Origin of the sequence: Bradyrhizobium canariense (assembly GCF_019402665.1) — a bacterium.
GTDB classification, from domain to species: Bacteria; Pseudomonadota; Alphaproteobacteria; order Rhizobiales; family Xanthobacteraceae; genus Bradyrhizobium; species Bradyrhizobium canariense.
Window position 1 is genome coordinate 70,802 of the sequence record NZ_VSST01000029.1, and the last position, 15,984, is coordinate 86,785.

At 65.0% G+C, this 15,984-nt stretch carries 13 protein-coding genes; 3 read left to right on the plus strand and 10 right to left on the minus strand.

Annotation, left to right across the window (positions count from 1 at the left end; genetic code table 11):
- The first annotated feature begins 15 nt into the window (after positions 1 to 15).
- Positions 16 to 714 (plus strand): DUF1045 domain-containing protein, encoded by a 699-nt coding sequence (locus tag FXB41_RS16450; protein WP_219682484.1) that lies wholly within the window; start codon positions 16 to 18, stop codon positions 712 to 714.
- Positions 715 to 717: 3 nt separating this feature from the next.
- Here FXB41_RS16450 and FXB41_RS16455 read toward each other — a convergent pair whose 3' ends face one another.
- From FXB41_RS16455 to FXB41_RS16480, 6 genes are all read right to left on the minus strand, one after another.
- Entirely contained in the window at positions 718 to 1,311 is a 594-nt protein-coding gene (locus FXB41_RS16455) for a hypothetical protein (RefSeq protein ID WP_246648932.1), read from the minus strand.
- Between the two features lie 77 nt (positions 1,312 to 1,388).
- On the minus strand, positions 1,389 to 2,789 hold the full coding sequence (locus tag FXB41_RS16460) for a selenium-binding protein SBP56-related protein (RefSeq protein ID WP_007597628.1): 1,401 nt from the start codon (positions 2,787 to 2,789) through the stop codon (positions 1,389 to 1,391).
- A gap of 307 nt (positions 2,790 to 3,096) precedes the next feature.
- On the minus strand, positions 3,097 to 4,038 hold the full coding sequence (locus tag FXB41_RS16465) for a dihydrodipicolinate synthase family protein (RefSeq protein WP_219682486.1): 942 nt from the start codon (positions 4,036 to 4,038) through the stop codon (positions 3,097 to 3,099).
- Positions 4,039 to 4,162: 124 nt separating this feature from the next.
- Positions 4,163 to 6,244 carry a methyl-accepting chemotaxis protein gene (locus tag FXB41_RS16470; RefSeq protein WP_219682487.1) on the minus strand — a complete coding sequence of 694 codons (2,082 nt, stop codon included), beginning with the start codon at positions 6,242 to 6,244 and terminating at the stop codon, positions 4,163 to 4,165.
- Between the two features lie 133 nt (positions 6,245 to 6,377).
- Complete coding sequence (locus tag FXB41_RS16475) at positions 6,378 to 7,148, minus strand: enoyl-CoA hydratase (RefSeq protein ID WP_219682488.1); 771 nt, start codon at positions 7,146 to 7,148, stop codon at positions 6,378 to 6,380.
- Between the two features lie 11 nt (positions 7,149 to 7,159).
- Positions 7,160 to 7,633, minus strand: coding sequence for a MarR family winged helix-turn-helix transcriptional regulator (locus tag FXB41_RS16480; protein WP_219682489.1), 474 nt, complete (start codon positions 7,631 to 7,633; stop codon positions 7,160 to 7,162).
- Positions 7,634 to 7,787: 154 nt separating this feature from the next.
- Between FXB41_RS16480 and FXB41_RS16485 the strand changes: the two genes are divergently transcribed.
- Positions 7,788 to 9,506 carry an ATP-dependent Clp protease adaptor ClpS gene (locus tag FXB41_RS16485; RefSeq protein ID WP_246648933.1) on the plus strand — a complete coding sequence of 573 codons (1,719 nt, stop codon included), beginning with the start codon at positions 7,788 to 7,790 and terminating at the stop codon, positions 9,504 to 9,506.
- A gap of 25 nt (positions 9,507 to 9,531) precedes the next feature.
- On the opposite strand, the gene FXB41_RS16490 is transcribed toward FXB41_RS16485, so the two are convergent.
- The 3 genes from FXB41_RS16490 to FXB41_RS16500 form a co-directional block, all read right to left on the minus strand.
- The gene (locus tag FXB41_RS16490; RefSeq protein WP_219682490.1) at positions 9,532 to 11,193 is read right to left on the minus strand and encodes a tannase/feruloyl esterase family alpha/beta hydrolase; all 1,662 of its coding nucleotides are present in this window, start codon (positions 11,191 to 11,193) and stop codon (positions 9,532 to 9,534) included.
- Positions 11,194 to 11,270: 77 nt separating this feature from the next.
- Positions 11,271 to 12,515: a phosphoglycerate dehydrogenase gene (gene serA / locus FXB41_RS16495; protein ID WP_007597639.1), complete on the minus strand. Its 1,245-nt coding sequence runs from the start codon at positions 12,513 to 12,515 to the stop codon at positions 11,271 to 11,273.
- Positions 12,516 to 12,614: 99 nt separating this feature from the next.
- On the minus strand, positions 12,615 to 13,847 hold the full coding sequence (locus FXB41_RS16500) for a rhodanese-like domain-containing protein (protein ID WP_219682491.1): 1,233 nt from the start codon (positions 13,845 to 13,847) through the stop codon (positions 12,615 to 12,617).
- A 182-nt stretch (positions 13,848 to 14,029) separates the two neighbouring features.
- On the opposite strand from FXB41_RS16500, the gene FXB41_RS16505 reads away from it, so the two are divergent.
- On the plus strand, positions 14,030 to 14,698 hold the full coding sequence (locus tag FXB41_RS16505) for a hypothetical protein (RefSeq protein ID WP_219682492.1): 669 nt from the start codon (positions 14,030 to 14,032) through the stop codon (positions 14,696 to 14,698).
- A gap of 57 nt (positions 14,699 to 14,755) precedes the next feature.
- On the opposite strand, the gene FXB41_RS16510 is transcribed toward FXB41_RS16505, so the two are convergent.
- Positions 14,756 to 15,949 (minus strand): PepSY-associated TM helix domain-containing protein, encoded by a 1,194-nt coding sequence (locus FXB41_RS16510; RefSeq protein ID WP_219682493.1) that lies wholly within the window; start codon positions 15,947 to 15,949, stop codon positions 14,756 to 14,758.
- Positions 15,950 to 15,984: the final 35 nt, after the last annotated feature.

Genomic DNA, 15,984 nt, shown 5'->3' on the forward strand with positions numbered 1-15,984 from the left:
GGTTATGTTCGGTCCATGACAGATTTTCCCCGCTACGCGATCTACCATGCCGCCAGTGCCGACAGCGCCGTCTCGCGCTTCGGCGCCGAACTGCTCGGCTATGATGCGCATACCGGCCGAGAGCTGCCGTTCCCGAACGAGGCGCTGCGCACGGCTCCGGACTGGCGTGATGTCACCGCCGATCCCCGCAAATACGGCTTTCACGCCACGCTGAAGGCGCCGATGGCGCTGGCGTCCGACAGGCGCGAGGTCGAGCTTGTTGCGGCCTGCGCGACATTCGCCGGCAGGGCACGCGCAATTCCGGTGATCCGCCCGGTCGTCGATTCCATCAGCGGCTTCATCGCCGTCATTCCGGCGGAGCCGGTCGGCGAACTCCAGCAGCTCGCCGCCGATTGCGCGCGCGACTTCGATTCCTTCCGCGCGCCGCTGAGCGCGGAAGACCGCGCGCGGCGCAAGCCGGAGAAGCTGAGCGAACGGCAACGCGACTATCTCGACCGCTGGGGCTATCCTTACGTGATGGAGGAATTCCGCTTTCACATGACGCTGACGGGCCGGCTCGACGCGGAGCGGCGCGGGCCGATTCTGGACATGCTGCGGGGAAGGTTTGCTGCGCTCGGTCTCAAGACGCTTGCGATCGATCGCGTCGCGCTGTTCAAGCAGGATGACGCCAAAGCTCGCTTCCGCATCATCGGCGAGTGGGCCTTGACGCAGTAAGCGTCAGTGCCAGCTCGCGAGATTGGAGCCGAGCGCCACAACGCCAACCAGAATGAGGCTGGTCGCCCAGATTACATCCAGATTGAACCAGCTTCGCGAGACGAATCTCAATCCCAGATGGCGGTAGACCAGCCATGCCAGGCATCCGCCGGCGCTGACCATGGCGGCAACGTGCACCAAAGACACCAGCACCGCCATCCCGAGACTCGCCTTCATCAGCGCGCCGGCGGCCTCATGGCCGGCATCGAGTTCGAAGGCCTGGCAGAGCCCGAGATAGATCGGCACGAGCATCAAGGCGGCGCCATGAGCAATGGCAACGGCAAATGACCAGAGCGCCAATTGCGTCGGCGGAATTCGTGCCAGCGCGCGCGGATGGCGCCGCTCGACCAGCCGATAGACGCCGAAGCCGATGACGAGAAGGCTCGCGCCGAGCTGGATCGAACGCTGCCACTCGGCCAGCACGAGAAGGAACGCGAATGGCAGCAGCACGAGAAGCGTTGCCAGGAGATGCCCGGCCGCCAGAGCCCACAAAGCACGAAAGAGCGCGCGCGGGCTCTTGTCCATGAGCCCGGCCGAAACGGCGAGCGGCCAGCCCATTCCCGGATTGACCCCGTGATAGAGACCGCTCGCAACAAGAGCGAGCCACAGCCAGCCAAGGCTCGCGTGTGCCCAATCTAGGCCGACGGGTAGCAAAAGGAGTCCGTCGAACAATCACCGCCCTCCAGCCTGATCTGGTGCGCACGATATCCGTCGGGGAAGCTCACGAAGTAGTTCTTGTCGAGCTCAAGGCCGCCATTGCGACCGACATTGGCCATGACTTCCACACCCGGAACGCCATCGGGATAGAACTGGTCATCCCAGGTGGAATAGAGCGAATTGGTCCAGTACACCCGCCTGCCGTCGCGGCTGATCTCGACCATCTGCGGGCCGGCCGCAAATGCCTTGCCGTTCGGATGACGGGTGCGGCGCGCGATGCCGCCGATGTGAACCGAGCCCGCAAGCTTCGGCTTTCGCGGATTACTCACGTCGTACTGGCGCATCTCACCCGTGCCCCAGCACGAGACGTAGAGAAAACGATCATCCATCGACAGGTCGATGTCGGTCACCAGCGGCGGCACGGCGCCAAAGCCCTGAAGCAGCGGCGGGAGCTTCTCCTTTGGCGCAGGCTCGGACGGGATCGTCGCCGTCTTCTCCGCATGGAATTTTCCGCCTTCGCGCCACCAAGTCCAGATCGAGGCTTCGAGATTCGTGGTGTCGACCACAACGCCTACGAAGCCGTATTCGCGAACCGGATCGTGCGCCGGCCGTACCTCCAGCGCCATCTGATGATTGGCGCCGAGGTCGATGGTCTGCACGTTGCGACGGGCGCGAAGGTCCCAAAAGTGGAGACGATGGCCATATTTGTTCGCCAGCAGATCTTCCGCGACGATTCCGTTCTCGAACTGCGGCGGCAACGCCCATTCACTCGTCACCATGTAGTCGCGCGGCAGGTTCCACCAGAAATCATAGTGCAACGTCTGCGGACCGCGGTCGATCTCCCATCGTCCAAGGACCTCGAACGTCTCGCAATCCATGATGAAGACGCCTGGAGGCCCGTTGGTGCCGTCCTTGCCGCCGCCGCCGAGCGTGCTCACATAGACGCCGTCCGGCCCGCAATGGATGGTATGCGGCCGCGAATAGCCGGTCTTTTTGAAAACTTCCTCAGGCTCGATGATTTTGTGGATTTTGGCTTTGGTCGGATCGGGCTTGGTATCGATGATGTAGATCCGCGACGAGCGCAGCCCGGGGATGATGAGATAGCGCCGCTCGATGAAGGCATGCCCAGTGAGCGGCGACAAGGCGGAGGAGCAGGCATTCCAGCCGAAGTGATGAAACTCATCGCCCTTGTTGGGCATCGTCACGGTGTGGACGATCTGGCTGTAGGTCGGCGATCCCGGCTTGACGTCGATGACCGCGAGAGCATCCGGTTTTGAGAAATCCGGACTGAGCAGCAACGTGTAGGCAAAGTTCTCCGCAGGAGCTTCCATCGCAAGCTTGGGCGATGCGTGAAAGGTGGGATCCGGCCTCATCGTCATGGCACTGCCTCCCTGTCTCGTTGGTTCGCACCAACCTGGTTCGGAATAGCGGCATAATGAAGAGTTGTTGCGCGATGTCTTGATATGCTCCGCGGGCCTGGTTGGCGAGCGAACAATATGTCATCGCCGGGCTGCGCGAAACCGCCCGAACCGCGTTAATTCGACGCTTTCAGCCGGCGGGATCAGGCCAGGGCGCGCACCTCACAGCGCGCCTCACACTCAGTGTCGTCCCGGCCTAGTGCGCAATCGCGCACGGGAGGCGGAACACATAACCTTCGGGCGCGCTTGTCCAGGACGCCGGCAGAGGCTACTTCCCCCACCGCAGCGCCAGCGCATCCCGTTCTTTCGCGAGCTCCAGCAGCCCGGCCCGCGTCGCCGGGTGCAGCGGCTGGAGCGGATGCCGCACCGTGTCCGACTTGATCACGCCGCCGGCCTGCATCATCGCCTTGCAGGCGATCAGGCCGCATTGGCGGTTTTCGTAGTTGATCAGCGGCAGCCAGCGTTCGTAGGAGGCCTTCGCCTCTTCACGCTTGCCGGCGAAGTAGGGATCGACAATCTGGCGGATGCCGTCGGGATAGCCGCCGCCGGTCATCGCGCCGGTGGCGCCTGCATCGAGATCGGCGAGCAGCGTGATCGCTTCCTCGCCGTCCCAGGGACCTTCGATATCGCTGCCGCCCGCCTCGATCAGGCTACGCAGCTTTGCAGCCGCGCCCGGCACCTCGATCTTGAAATAGCGGATGTTGGAGAAGTCGCGCGCCAGCCGCGCGAGCAGCTCGACCGACAGCGGGGTGCCGGCGACAGGCGCATCCTGGATCATGATCGGAATCTTGATCGCGCCCGACAGCACCTTGAAGAACTCGACGACGCCTTTCTCGGGCACGCGGAAGGTTGCGCCGTGATAGGGCGGCATGACCATGACCATGGCGGCACCGGCCGCCTCGGCCTGCTGGCTCCGCGCGGCGCAGACGGCCGAGCTGAAATGCGTGGTCGTGACGATCACGGGAACCCGGCCCGCGACATGCTCCAGCACTGCATGCATCACGGTCTCGCGCTCGGCGTCCGTGAGCACGAACTGTTCGGAAAAATTCGCGAGAATGCACAGACCGTTCGAGCCTGCGTCGATCATGAAATCGATGCAGCGGCGCTGTCCCTCGAGGTCGAGCTCGCCGCGCTCGTCGAAGATGGTGGGCGCGACCGGGAACACGCCGCGATAGGGGCGCTGGGCCTTGTTTTGAGGCGTGACCGGCATCGAACTCTCCATCCCTGATATCTCTTACATCTGCCGCGACGCTCGCGCCGCGTCACAGATGTACCCGCCGCGCGCATCGGCGGCAATGCCGATCGCGCGACGTAGGGACGGAAGATTGTCGAAGCTATGCGGTCCTCACCGCGCCCAAAAAGCCCTCGACCGCGACGCGGAGACGATCGGCATCGGCGGACATTTTCGTCACGGACACCGACAGGACCGAACCGGCATTGCCTGTCTCCTGGTTGAGCCTGGCGACGCTGCCGATGGTGTCGGTGACCTCGCGGGTTCCCTGCGCGGCCTGCTGGAAGTTGCGGGAGATCTCGGTGGTGGCCGCGCGCTGCTGTTCGACGGCGGCGGCGATCGCCGTCATCTTCTCGTCGATGCCGCTGATCGCGCCGCCGATCGCGCGGATGGCAGTGACCGCCAGGCCCGTCGCGCCCTGGATCTCCGCGACCTGGCGGGAGATCTCTTCCGTCGCCGTCGCCGTCTGCGAGGCGAGGCTCTTGACCTCGCCGGCAACCACGGCGAAGCCGCGGCCGGCCTCGCCCGCGCGCGCGGCTTCGATGGTGGCGTTCAACGCCAGGAGATTGGTCTGCCCTGCGATGGCGTTGATCATCTTCACGACCTCGCCGATGCGGCCAGCGGTCTGATCGAGGATCTCGACCGTCGCATTGGTCTGCGCTGCCTGCGACACGGCCTCGCGGGCCTCGCGGGCGCTGGCCTGCACCTGCGCGGAGATCTCGCCGACGGACGCCGAGAGTTCTTCGGTCGCGGCCGCGATGGTCTCGAGATTGTTGGTGGCCTGTTCGGCGGAGGACGAGACCGCCGCGGTCTGGCTGCTCGATTCCGTAACCAGCGAGCGCACGTCGGTCGCGGTGGCATCGAGTTCCTTCGTCGAGGCCGCAACGCTGTGAATGACGGCTTGCACGGTGTCGTCGAAACTGCGGCAAGCCGCATCGACGGTGCCGGAGCGGGCGAGCTGGAGCGCCTGCTGCGCTTCGCGCTCCCGGCCCAGGCGTTCCGCGGTCGCCGCGCTCTCGCGCAGGCTTTCGAGTGCGGCCGCCATGGTGCCGAACTCGTCGGGATACCTGGATTGCGGGACGGGCGTTGCGTAGTCGCGGGCGCTGATCTTGGCGATGGCGTCCACAATGGCGCGCACCGGGCGCATGAGGCGGTTGCGGACCACGTACACGCCGGCCAGGGTCACGGCCAGCGCGAGCAGGAACGCGAGCGACTGTACGACGAGATTGGTGAGCGCCTTGGCCTGCACCGTTTCCGCCCGGACGATCGACTGGTCGAGCGCCTTGTTCGCCACCGCGACGATGGACGCGAAGGGTGACTGACACAGCGTATTCCATTCCGCGGCGGGCATCGCGGGCTTGCCGCTGCCGTCAAAATTTTTCGTGAGATCGCCGATCTGCTTGAGGGCACCGTCGGTCGTGGCCTTTGCGTCCGTCGCTGCCGTCACCAGCTCTGCCGCCACGTCCGGCGCAGCCAGCAACTCGGCCATGCCCGCCCAGCCGGAGGCGATCGTGCCATCCCATTGCGCCACTGACCGCTTCTGAGCGTCATCGAGCGGCTTGCTGGCGTTGACGTTGGAGCGAAGGGACGAACAATGGATTCCATAACGATCGCGCACCTGCCAGGCGAAGCGCCGAACCTGGATCATGCGGGCGATGAAGGGGTCGTTCATCCAGGCACGGTTCGAGACCGCGGTGGAGGCGAGATTGGCCGTGTCGATCACCTTGGTGACGGCATCATACCAGGAGTTGGTGCGCTCGATCTTGCGCTCCGCGCGCGGGCGCTTGGCTTCATCGTAGAACAGCTGGAATTGCGGCGAGGCGGCGCTCCAGCCCTGCTTCAATGTGCCAGCGAGTTCGTCGCGGCGGGCGAAATCGACGGTGGCGAGCGCAGCGCCAATCGCGTCGTAACCTCCCTGCTCAGCCTTTTCCACCTCGCCAAGTTTTGCCCGCGGGTCGTCCTCGCCGAGGATTGCGCTCTGCGCATCGCCGCGATTGTGGCGCAGCGCCAGCACGCCCTGGAAGATCGCCTTGTCGGCGGCGGCGAGCCGCGCGGTCTCCAGGCTGTCGCTATAGCGGCCGAACGCCCCAACCATCTGGATCGCCGTAGAGGCCAGCGCACCCGCGGCCAGCAGGGCCATCAAGGTCAGGAGAAGCGAACTTACCGATTTCTTAAACATTGCCATGGTGTCGGGGGCCTGGTGTCGGGGGCCTATTCTTCGGGCGCCACCTTGCCCCGCGACATGCCAATGTTCCGTTAAGCTTTTAATCGAATTGGCGTGAGTTTCCGGCCCGACGAGCCTCACTGAGCCCCGGATATCACGCAACCTTGGTGAAATCCGGCGGGCGGCGTTCCGCGAACGCCGTAAAGGCCTCGCGCGCCTCGGCGGTGCGCAGGCGCAGTCCGAACTGCTCGCCTTCGGCGTTCATCTGCGCGACCAGCGCCTCGCCATTGCGCATCAGCTTCTTGGTGGCGGTGAGCGCGCCGGCCGGCTGACGGGCAAGACGCTGCGCCAGCGCGAGCGCCTCGGCATCGAGCTTGTCGAGCGGCACCACGCGGTTGGCGAGCCCCCATTTCAGCGCGGATTTGGCCGGCACCGTCTCGCCCAGCGCGAACATCTCGTAGGCCCGCGCGTAGCCGATGCGCGCCGGCATCAGCAGGCTGGAGGCGGCTTCCGGCACCAGCGCAAGGCTGACGAAGGGAGTCGACAATTGCGCGTTGTCGGCGAGTACGACGAGGTCGCAATGCAGCAGCATCGTGGTGCCGACGCCGACGGCGCGGCCCTGCGCCGCGGCAACCAAGGGCCGGGTGCAGCGCGCCAGCGACTGGATGAAGCGCACCACGTTGCGGGTTCCTTCCGACTTGCCCGCTGCGACTGCGGCGAATTCGCCGACGTCGTTGCCGGCAGTGAACATGTCGCCTTCGCCGCGGATCAGGATCACGCGGGCCAACGCATCGGACTCGGCGGATTCGATGGCATCGGCAAGCTTGCCGTACATCGCATCCGTCAGTGCGTTCTTCTTGTCGGGGCGCGCCAGCGTGAGCGTAAGAATTCCGCCGTCGTTCTCGATCCGGACGTGCTCGGTCATGGGTCTCTCCTCTATTCCTCTGGATCTCTCAAAGGCTCTGTTGGAAGTTCTCTTGGAAACTTGTCCTGAATGCTGGTCAGCCAGCGCGCGATGGTATCGATCTCCGCACTAGTGAATCCGTCCGTCAAGGCAGCGTTGACCTGTGCCGCGTTGGCCTTTGCCTGTGCGAGCGCTGCACGGCCCTTCGGCGTCAGCCAGATACGCCAGGCGCGCCCGTCCTCGCGATCGGCCCGCCGCTCGATCAATCTTGCAGCCGCCGTGCGATCGACGAGGCCGGAGATGCCGGCCGGCCCCAGATCGAGCGCCGTGCCCGCCTCGCCCATGAGCACGCCGTCCCGCTTGCCGAGGATGAACAGGAGTCCTGCCTGCGCCGGCGTGACCTCGCTCGAAGGCTGCGCGGCCATCCAGCGCTGCAAGCGCCGCTGCGCAACGCTCAACAGGTAGATCAGCCGATGATGCCCCGCGCCGGCTTCTTTATTTCGCATGCGAAATAGATAGTCGAAGGGGCTGGGAAAGTCAAAGGACAGCGATGAGGTCGATGTGCCGCGGCAGGCGTCGAGGAATACGCTTGACGGCCACTTCCATTTATGTTCCCTATTCGTTCTATTCAATCATAGATTGTCCCGGAGACCTTTCGTGATGAACAGTATGCGTGGCGAGAGCCAGCCGACCCAGCTCGTAATTCATAATGACGATGATACGCCGGACCAATTCGTGATGGATCTGCTTCGGCAGGTCTTCGGCAAATCAGACCGTGAAGCGACCGCGCTGATCACCCAGATCGAGCAGAAGGAAAAGGCGGTTTGCGGACCTTACCCTCAATCGGTTGCCGAAGCCCTTTTCAAATCTGCGCAACAATCCATCGGCTTGGCCGGCCATCGACTGCAGGTCACGCTTGAGGCGGTCAAGACTCCTTGCGAACTCTGCGGGAAGCCTGAGGGACAGATGGACGTGCGTATCGGCGACCGCACGGTCTGGCTGTGCAGCGACTGCATGCGTGCGGCGGATGAGCCCTCGAACGAACAAGAGGAAGATTTCGACTTTGCTTGCGACGTTCTCGATTGGCACCTTGCCAGCACCGCGCGCAGCAAACTCGTGACCACGATCCGCCAATTTCCCGGCCATATGCGGGTCGATCTTCAAGCCGCGGTCGACCGGCTCTTCGGCAAGGCCATCCGGCTGGTGGGATTGAACGAGGAGCAGCGCTACGAAACGCTGTCGATTCCACGGCTGCTCAAGGAGGGCCGCTATGCGATCGCGATCGCCCCGCTGCAATATTCCGACGTCGACGTAGGCGAGAAGACCCCGGTCAAGTGTCTGGATAACGGACTATGGCTGTGTGAGCAGGATCATCTCCGCTATGCGGTTCTGCTCTGCGCACACCGCGAATACAGTCGCGAGCCCGGAATTCGAATCGAGATCCTGGTGCCTTCAGGCTCCGCAGGCGCGGCTCTGGTCCAGCAATGCTTCAGTGAATTGGAAGAAGCCGTACAGGCTGCGCGGACCTATCGCGGCAAGATCCTGTCGCTCGATGCGGACTCCGACTATCGCGGTCGCTCGCGCGGCATCACGGTGCATCGCTTGCCGCAGGTGTCGCGCGACGAGGTGATCCTGCCGGAGCAGACCCTGCGGCTGCTCGATCGCAACGTTCTGACCTTCGTCAACACCCGAGACCAATTGCGCCGGTTGGGCCAATCGACCCGCAAAGGCATCTTGCTGTACGGCCCGCCGGGCACCGGCAAGACCCACACGATCCGCTATCTCGCAACGCATTTGCCCGGGCATACGACGCTGATCATCACGGCCGAACAGATCGGTCTGCTCGGCGCCTATATGAGCCTGGCACGGCTGCTCCAGCCGTCGATGGTGGTGATCGAGGATGTCGATCTCATCGCCCGTGACCGCGATGACATGGGGCCGTGTGAGGAATCCATGCTGAACAAGCTGCTCAACGAGATGGACGGGCTGAAGGAAGATGCCGACATCCTGTTCGTCCTGACCACCAACCGGCCGGAGGACCTCGAAGGTGCTCTCGCGGGTCGCCCCGGCCGCATCGACCAAGCCATCGAAGTGCCGCTACCCAACGAGACCGGCCGCGGCAAGCTGGTCCGGCTCTACGGCAAGGGACTGCCGCTCGACGAGGCGGTCATCGCAGAGGCTGCCCGGCGTAGCGACGGCACGAGTTGCGCCTTCATCAAGGAGCTGATGCGGCGGCTGGCGCAAGGAAGCATTGCGCGGGACGGCGGCAACACCGTGGTCTCCGCCGATATCGACGAAGCCCTCGACGACATGCTGTTCTCCGGCGGCCGGCTTAACGCGCAGCTGCTCGGCGGCGCGCAGGCAATGGCCACCGGGTGACGCTTCCTCCGACGTGGTGCGCCTGCTACGGAGCGCACATGAAGCTCGACGCCTCCGTCAGCGGGCCGCTCTTGTAGTGCGGCCAGGCCGGCCAGCGGCACAGCGGCAGCGCGCGAAGCGTCGCAAACGACGGCGCCTCGACCTTCTGCTCGGCGACTTCCAAATCGCCGGGCGCCTTGCCCTTTTCGACCCAGTCGACCAGCGCGCTCAGCATGTCGACATTGGCCGGCGCGCCGGAGCCGACATGGTCGACGCCGGGCGCGGTGTAGAGCCGCGCGAATTCAGCCGTCTCGGCCTTGCCGAGCTTGCGTTCGACGTTCTCGAAATAGCGGATGCCGGCATAAGGGCTCTGCGCATAGTCCGCCATATGTTCGAGCATGATCAGCCGGCCACCGCGAGCGCGGAAGCGGCTGAGATCGGGGTCGGTGGAATCCATCAGACTGGAGACCTCGAGCAGCCGCGCCTTGTGCTCTTCCGGCTTATACGTCGTCACGTCGAGCTTGGGATCGCGCGCGAACACATATTGGATGCCGCCGGCTCCGTAGATCCAGGCGATGCCGTTATTGGGCGCGGGTGGCTGCGCCGGGGGCGCCGTGCCGAGCCACCACGCGACCCAGCCGCCGGTCGGGCCAACCGCCGGCGTGTCCTCGCCCGACACGCCCCAGCCCGGATAGTCGTCGAGGCCATTGGCAAGCGCGAACGGGAATTTGTAGGTCGCATGCAGGGTCTCGATTGCCTTGATCTGTGCGTCGGTGAGGCACTGATCGCCGGTCTTGCCGCTCGCGCAACGCAGCGTCTCCGCCTTGAATGCCGCCTTGCATGAAACGGGATCCTGCACCAGCGCGTCATCGGAGCCATCGGCCTTGTCGCAAGCCGCGCGCACGGCATCGCCCACAAGCTTCACCTGCGCCGGGTTGATCCAGCCGTCACCCATGGTCACGAGCCCGGAACGCGTGCCGGCATGCTGAAGGCCGACCCAGTTGATGACAGGCACGCGAGCAAAGATGCCGTCGAAATCGTCAGGATAGCGCTGTGCCATGGTGAGGCCTTCGCGGCCGCCTTCGGACGAACCCATGAAGTACATCTTCTCAGGTCTCTTGCCGTAGGCGCGCTGCATCAGCGTGACGGCGGCATCGCGCACCTTCTTGTAGGCGCGATGGGCGAAATTCTCGAAGGCTTCGTCGTTGAGCGCGAACAGCTGCGGCGGTTCGCCCGGCTTGGACTCATGACCGGAATCGGTGCCGTAGGTGACGAAGCCGCGCGCGAGCGGCGACGGCTTGTCGAAGGGATAGGCCGGCGGCAGCGTCAGGCCCGTGATCAGCACGCCGTTGAATCCGCCGCCGCCATATTGCAGCGAGCGGCCGTTCCATTCGACGGGCAGATTGACCTGAAATTTGATCGGCGGCGCCTTGGGATCGCTGGGATCGATATGGCCGAGCAGCTTGCAGAAGCCGGGATTGGCGGGCGTGACGCGCTGCGACGGCGTCGGGCCGCGTTCGGCGACGGCAAGCTGCGACGGCGCCAGCAACGTCGCCGAATCGATCTTCACGGCGTCGATGCCGCCGACGAGGCCCTTGCAGACGGTGTCCGCATCCTCGGCCAGCGTCGCCGCTGAAGCCGAATTCGCGCCGAGCACGCCCGCTGCGCCCACCAGCAATGCGCACAGTGTCACATGGATTTGCGCCATCGTTTCCCCCTGAGTTTCTGTTCGTTCTGCCGGCAGGCCGCATTCAAGGCGCCCTGCGGCCGGTCGTCAATGCAGTGCTAGTGCTCAAACACCAGCCGCGCGCCGACGGTGCCCTCGAGGCTGCGGATCTGCTGCAGCAGCGCGCCTGAATCCTGGCCGCCGAGGTCGGCATCGAGCACGACGTAACCGAGGTCGCCCGAGGTCTCCAGATACTGCGCGGCGATGTTGATGTCGCGCTGGAGGAAGACCTCGTTGAGCCGGCGCAGCATGCCGGGCACGTTGCGATGGACGTGGCTGAAGCGCGCGCCGGAGGGACGCAGATGCAACTGCACCTCCGGAAAATTCACCGCCCCCGTGGTCGAGCCGGTGATGAAAAAGTCAACCAGCTTGCGCGCCACCTCGCCGCCGATGCGCTCCTGCGCCTCCTCGGTCGAGCCGCCGATATGCGGCGTGAGGATGACATTGCCGAGGCCCTGCACCGGGCTCTTGAAGCGGTCCGAATTCGAGGACGGCTCGACCGGAAACACGTCGATGGCGGCACCCGCGAGATGACCGTCGCGCAGAGCCCCCGCCAGCGCATCGAGATCGACGACGGTGCCGCGGCTGTTGTTGATCAGGAGGGAGCCGGGCTTCATCGCCCGCAGCTCCTTCTCACCGATCATCCCGGCGGTCTCCGGCGTCTCCGGCACGTGAAGGCTGACGACGTCGCTCTGCGCCAGCAGCTCTTCCAGCTTTTCGACCGGCTCAGTGTTGCCGTGGCGGAGCTTGTCGGTACGGTCGAAATAGATCACGCGCATGCCGATCGCTTCGGCCAGCGTCGAGAGCTGCGAGCCGATGTTGCCGTAGCCGATGATGCCAAGGGTGCGGCCGCGCACTTCGCGGCTGCCGGTCGCCGACTTGTCCCAGCCGCCCTCATGGGCCGACACCGAGCGCGGGAAGATGCGCCGCAGCAGCATCACGATCTCGCCGATCACGAGCTCGGCGACGCTCCGCGTGTTCGAGAACGGCGCGTTGAACACCGGAATGCCGCGCTTGCGCGCCGCCAGCAGATCGACCTGGTTGGTACCGACGCTGAAGCAGCCGACGGCGAGAAGCTGGTCGGCTGCTTCCAGCACCTCATCGGTGATCTGGGTGCGCGAGCGAATGCCGAGCAGCGACACGCCCTTGAGCGCCCGCCGCAAATCCTCGCCGTCCAGCGCCTTGGTCAGGCGCTCGACATTGGTGAAACCCGCCGTTCTGAACAGGTCCACGGCGCTGTCGTTGACGCCTTCGAGCAGCAGCGCCTTCGCGCTCCGCTCAGGGCTTTGGCCTGGGACTGGCATGAAATCTCCGTGGGTCACAGCTTCGCCGCAGCTCATAGACCGCGGGGGATGCGCAGCACAATAGGGTTCGGATACGGGGAGAAGATGGCGGAGCGGTCGTCAGATCACATAAAACCCGTGCGTTCCGTCAAGCCGCAACTGATCGACCAGACCATACTCCCAGTCGAGATAGGCCTGCATCGCGCGCTCGTCGACGCCGGTGCCTTCATAGGGGCGGCGGTAACGGTGGGCGGGGTCGGGCTTGGGCAGGACGTGCGGCGGACCGATTTCGAGGGCGCCGTCATAGCCACCTTCCTGTACATAGACCTCCCAACCCATCTGCGCGAGCCAGGACGCCGCCATGTCGGCGCGGACGCCCCTGTCGTCGGTCAGCACGATGCGCGCGCCGCGCACTGGTGCTGCCATATCGGTCTCCTGGACGAGCTGGCCGCCAGGATAGTGGCGAAACCCCGGGAGATGACCTGCGGCATATTCCTCGGCGTCACGCACGTCGAAGCGATGGAGCGTGCGATCGGTCTGCGCGACAAGCGCAGCCATCTCGCTCGCGCCGATATGCCGGACACCGGCGCGATAGGCGACGTCGCGCGCATTGGCCCGGCCGCCCGCGAACGATCCGATCGCGCCACGCCGGTCGGCACCATGATCAAGCGTATGCCGCGCCAGCGTCCAACCGATGGTGCCGTTGCGCAGCGCCCGAACCTTGTTCGGCACGCCAGCATTGATCAGCGATTGGGTGCCGATGATCGAGCGGGTGCGGCCGGCGCAATTGACGATGATGGTGGTGTCGGCATCGGGTGCCGCCTGCCCTGCCCGCAGCACCAGCTCCGCGCCGGGCACGCTGACCGAGCCCGGAATGTTCATGGTGGCATATTCGTCGAAGCGGCGAACGTCGAGGATGGCGATGTTGGCCTTGTCCGCGATGAGTTTTGCCACCTCGTCGGCACTGAACGACGGCGTATGCCTGCGCGATTCGACCAGCTCGCCAAAGGCTTTTGAGTAGGAGTTGACGTCCTCGAACACCTGATAGCCCGCGTCGCGCCAGGCCTTCAGCCCGCCATCGAGCGCGCGGACGTTGGTATAGCCGAGCGCGGCCAGCCGCTCGGTGCCGGCAGTGACCAATCCCTCGCCGTCGTCATAGAGCACGATCGGCACATTTTTGCGCGGCAGCCTGACCTCGGCTTCGATCTCGATCCGATCGGCGGCCAAATTGGCGGCGAACAATGGATGTCCCGTCGCGAAACCAGCCTCGTGCCTGAGATCGAGCAGCGCGATCTCCTCGCGAAGCAGCAGCGCGCGGCGAATGTCGGCGGGGGTGACGGTGGTGAGCTTCATGGGGTAGGCAACCTTAGGAGACTTGAACGGGACTGGTTCTTGAATGATTGCCGGCCGGTTGGCCAGCCCGATCCGGGGCATGGCCCCGCCCGGCGGCGCGCCCGCCCTGGCCCCTCGCTGAAAAATCGTTTCGTATGCCGCGCTTGGGGGCTAGAGTTTCCAAATCGTCTGGGGGGCGCAATATGAAAATGTTGAAATTCCTGGTGATATTTCTGGCGCTTCCGGGCGTCGCCATGGCCGCGCTCACCAATGCCGAACGCAAATCGCAATTCGAGCGGGCAATGGCCTCGATCATGGCCGCAGCGACGCCGGCCGTACACCCAACGCTTCGCGACACGCTGATCAAGGACTATCTCGCCTGCAAACCCAACAAGGGACAGGCCGTGGAGCTCATCCGCGCAAGCTATTTTCGCTCCTGCGAGCATGAAGACCCGTCTGTCACCGGCGACCGCTCGCTCGAAGCGTGTCAGCTCCGCTACGGCAAGCCATGCGCCCTGCTGGCCGTCAACGAGGAAATCGTCGCCGAAGGCGAGCTCGCGTCGAGAGACATGCCGCGGCTGCACTATGCAGGCAAGTACGACTTGTCGCAGATTCCGATCATCCGGCGGATCACGCGACAGCGCCCTGACGTGCAGAACTACGACAAGGCCATGGAGCCCAAGGCGATCGCGATCCATCCCTGGGGCAAACTATTCATCTCGGCAGGGGATCCCAGCCTGAAAGACGCCCAGACCTCCGCGTTGGCGAAATGCAACAGCGATCCCGCGCGGAACGGCCGAGATGGCGGCTGCTTCGTCTACGCCATCAACAACGACATCGTCATTGACGAACGGCGCATGCAGGCGAAGTGACATGAGGGCGGCAGGTCAGCCGGGCGACCCCAAGCCGTGTCGAAGCAGTTCGTCCGTTCACTCGCCCGGCACGAGCCGGCCGAGCCGCGGCTGCACAGGGCGCCGCATCCTGCGGCGCGACAGATAGAGCAGGACGCCGGTGACCGCGAACAGCGGCATCAGCGCAGCCGCGACCATGAACGCGAGCTTGCCGGGCCAACCCAGAATCGCACCGCGGTGGATGTCGAGCACATTCGCGATGATCTTCTCGCCGAACGTCTTGTCGGCGTAGCGTTCCGCAGAGACCAACTGACCGGTCACGGCGTCGATGCGGAGTTCGTCGCGGGTAGTATCGAGGGTGGAGTCTTTCCCCCAGGACCGGATCCGTATCACCGTGCCCGGACCGGCGGGCAGCGTCAGTAACGCCTTGGAGAAGCGGCTGCCCTCTTCGTGCAGGAAGGCGGCCCACGCGCGATCAAAGCCGATCGGCTGCGCCGTCTCGCCGGCGCCGGTGGCACGCGACGCCTTTGTGGGCATCTTGGGCTGCATCTTAGCGGCGGCGACTTGCGGCCGCGACAGCAACCAGACGACGCCATCCTTGTACCAGTCGAACGAGTACCAGAGCCCGGTGAGCGTCATCACCAGATAGACCGGCAGGACCCAGGTGCCGATCACCGCATGCAGCGACCGATGCAGCCCGCGCCCGCTGAGCCGGACATTGGGCTTCAGCCACATCTTCACGCTGCCTGCACGCCGCGGCCAGCGCAGCACCAGTCCCGAGATGAGCATCACGATCAAGCCGAGCGCGGCCACGCCCGTGATCTGACGCCCCCAGCCCTTGGCGTCGCCGGGAATCAACAGCCAGCGATGCAGCTTGCGCACGGTCGCGAAAAACTCTTCGCCGCGCGGTGCGCCCAACACGCGCGCGTCATAGGGATCGACATAGAGCGAGGACGGCCGCGCGCCTCGTTCGTCGCGGGCGAAGCGTACATGCGCCGCGGCGGACGGGTCGCTCGCCAGTGTTACGGCGGAGACTTTGCCGACGTCCCGCGCCGCGGTCAGGCGCGCAACCAGCTCGTCCGGCATCAGCGCCGGTGCCTGGCGCGGCGCCACCTGCATGATGCCGCGGTTCAGATAGTCGCCGATCTCGTCCTCGAAACTCATGATCGCACCGGTCAGCGCGATCACAGCGAGTAGCAGCGCGAGCGCGAGGCCCGCGATGGAATGGACCTGAAGCAGAACGGCCTTGATCGCGCGCCAGCACTCATGCATCGGCGCCGGCCCTTCTGGTCTGCACGACCGGGAAA

What these genes read in the sequence shown, in the direction of transcription:
- FXB41_RS16450 (WP_219682484.1), top strand. Translation starts at nt 16, where the DNA reads ATGACAGATTTTCCCCGCTACGCGATCTACCATGCCGCCAGTGCCGAC.
- FXB41_RS16455 (WP_246648932.1), bottom strand. Translation starts at nt 1,311, where the DNA reads ATGGGCTGGCCGCTCGCCGTTTCGGCCGGGCTCATGGACAAGAGCCCG.
- FXB41_RS16460 (WP_007597628.1), bottom strand. Translation starts at nt 2,789, where the DNA reads ATGACGATGAGGCCGGATCCCACCTTTCACGCATCGCCCAAGCTTGCG.
- FXB41_RS16465 (WP_219682486.1), bottom strand. Translation starts at nt 4,038, where the DNA reads ATGCCGGTCACGCCTCAAAACAAGGCCCAGCGCCCCTATCGCGGCGTG.
- FXB41_RS16470 (WP_219682487.1), bottom strand. Translation starts at nt 6,244, where the DNA reads ATGGCAATGTTTAAGAAATCGGTAAGTTCGCTTCTCCTGACCTTGATG.
- FXB41_RS16475 (WP_219682488.1), bottom strand. Translation starts at nt 7,148, where the DNA reads ATGACCGAGCACGTCCGGATCGAGAACGACGGCGGAATTCTTACGCTC.
- FXB41_RS16480 (WP_219682489.1), bottom strand. Translation starts at nt 7,633, where the DNA reads ATGCGAAATAAAGAAGCCGGCGCGGGGCATCATCGGCTGATCTACCTG.
- FXB41_RS16485 (WP_246648933.1), top strand. Translation starts at nt 7,788, where the DNA reads ATGAACAGTATGCGTGGCGAGAGCCAGCCGACCCAGCTCGTAATTCAT.
- FXB41_RS16490 (WP_219682490.1), bottom strand. Translation starts at nt 11,193, where the DNA reads ATGGCGCAAATCCATGTGACACTGTGCGCATTGCTGGTGGGCGCAGCG.
- serA (WP_007597639.1), bottom strand. Translation starts at nt 12,515, where the DNA reads ATGCCAGTCCCAGGCCAAAGCCCTGAGCGGAGCGCGAAGGCGCTGCTG.
- FXB41_RS16500 (WP_219682491.1), bottom strand. Translation starts at nt 13,847, where the DNA reads ATGAAGCTCACCACCGTCACCCCCGCCGACATTCGCCGCGCGCTGCTG.
- FXB41_RS16505 (WP_219682492.1), top strand. Translation starts at nt 14,030, where the DNA reads ATGAAAATGTTGAAATTCCTGGTGATATTTCTGGCGCTTCCGGGCGTC.
- FXB41_RS16510 (WP_219682493.1), bottom strand. Translation starts at nt 15,949, where the DNA reads ATGCATGAGTGCTGGCGCGCGATCAAGGCCGTTCTGCTTCAGGTCCAT.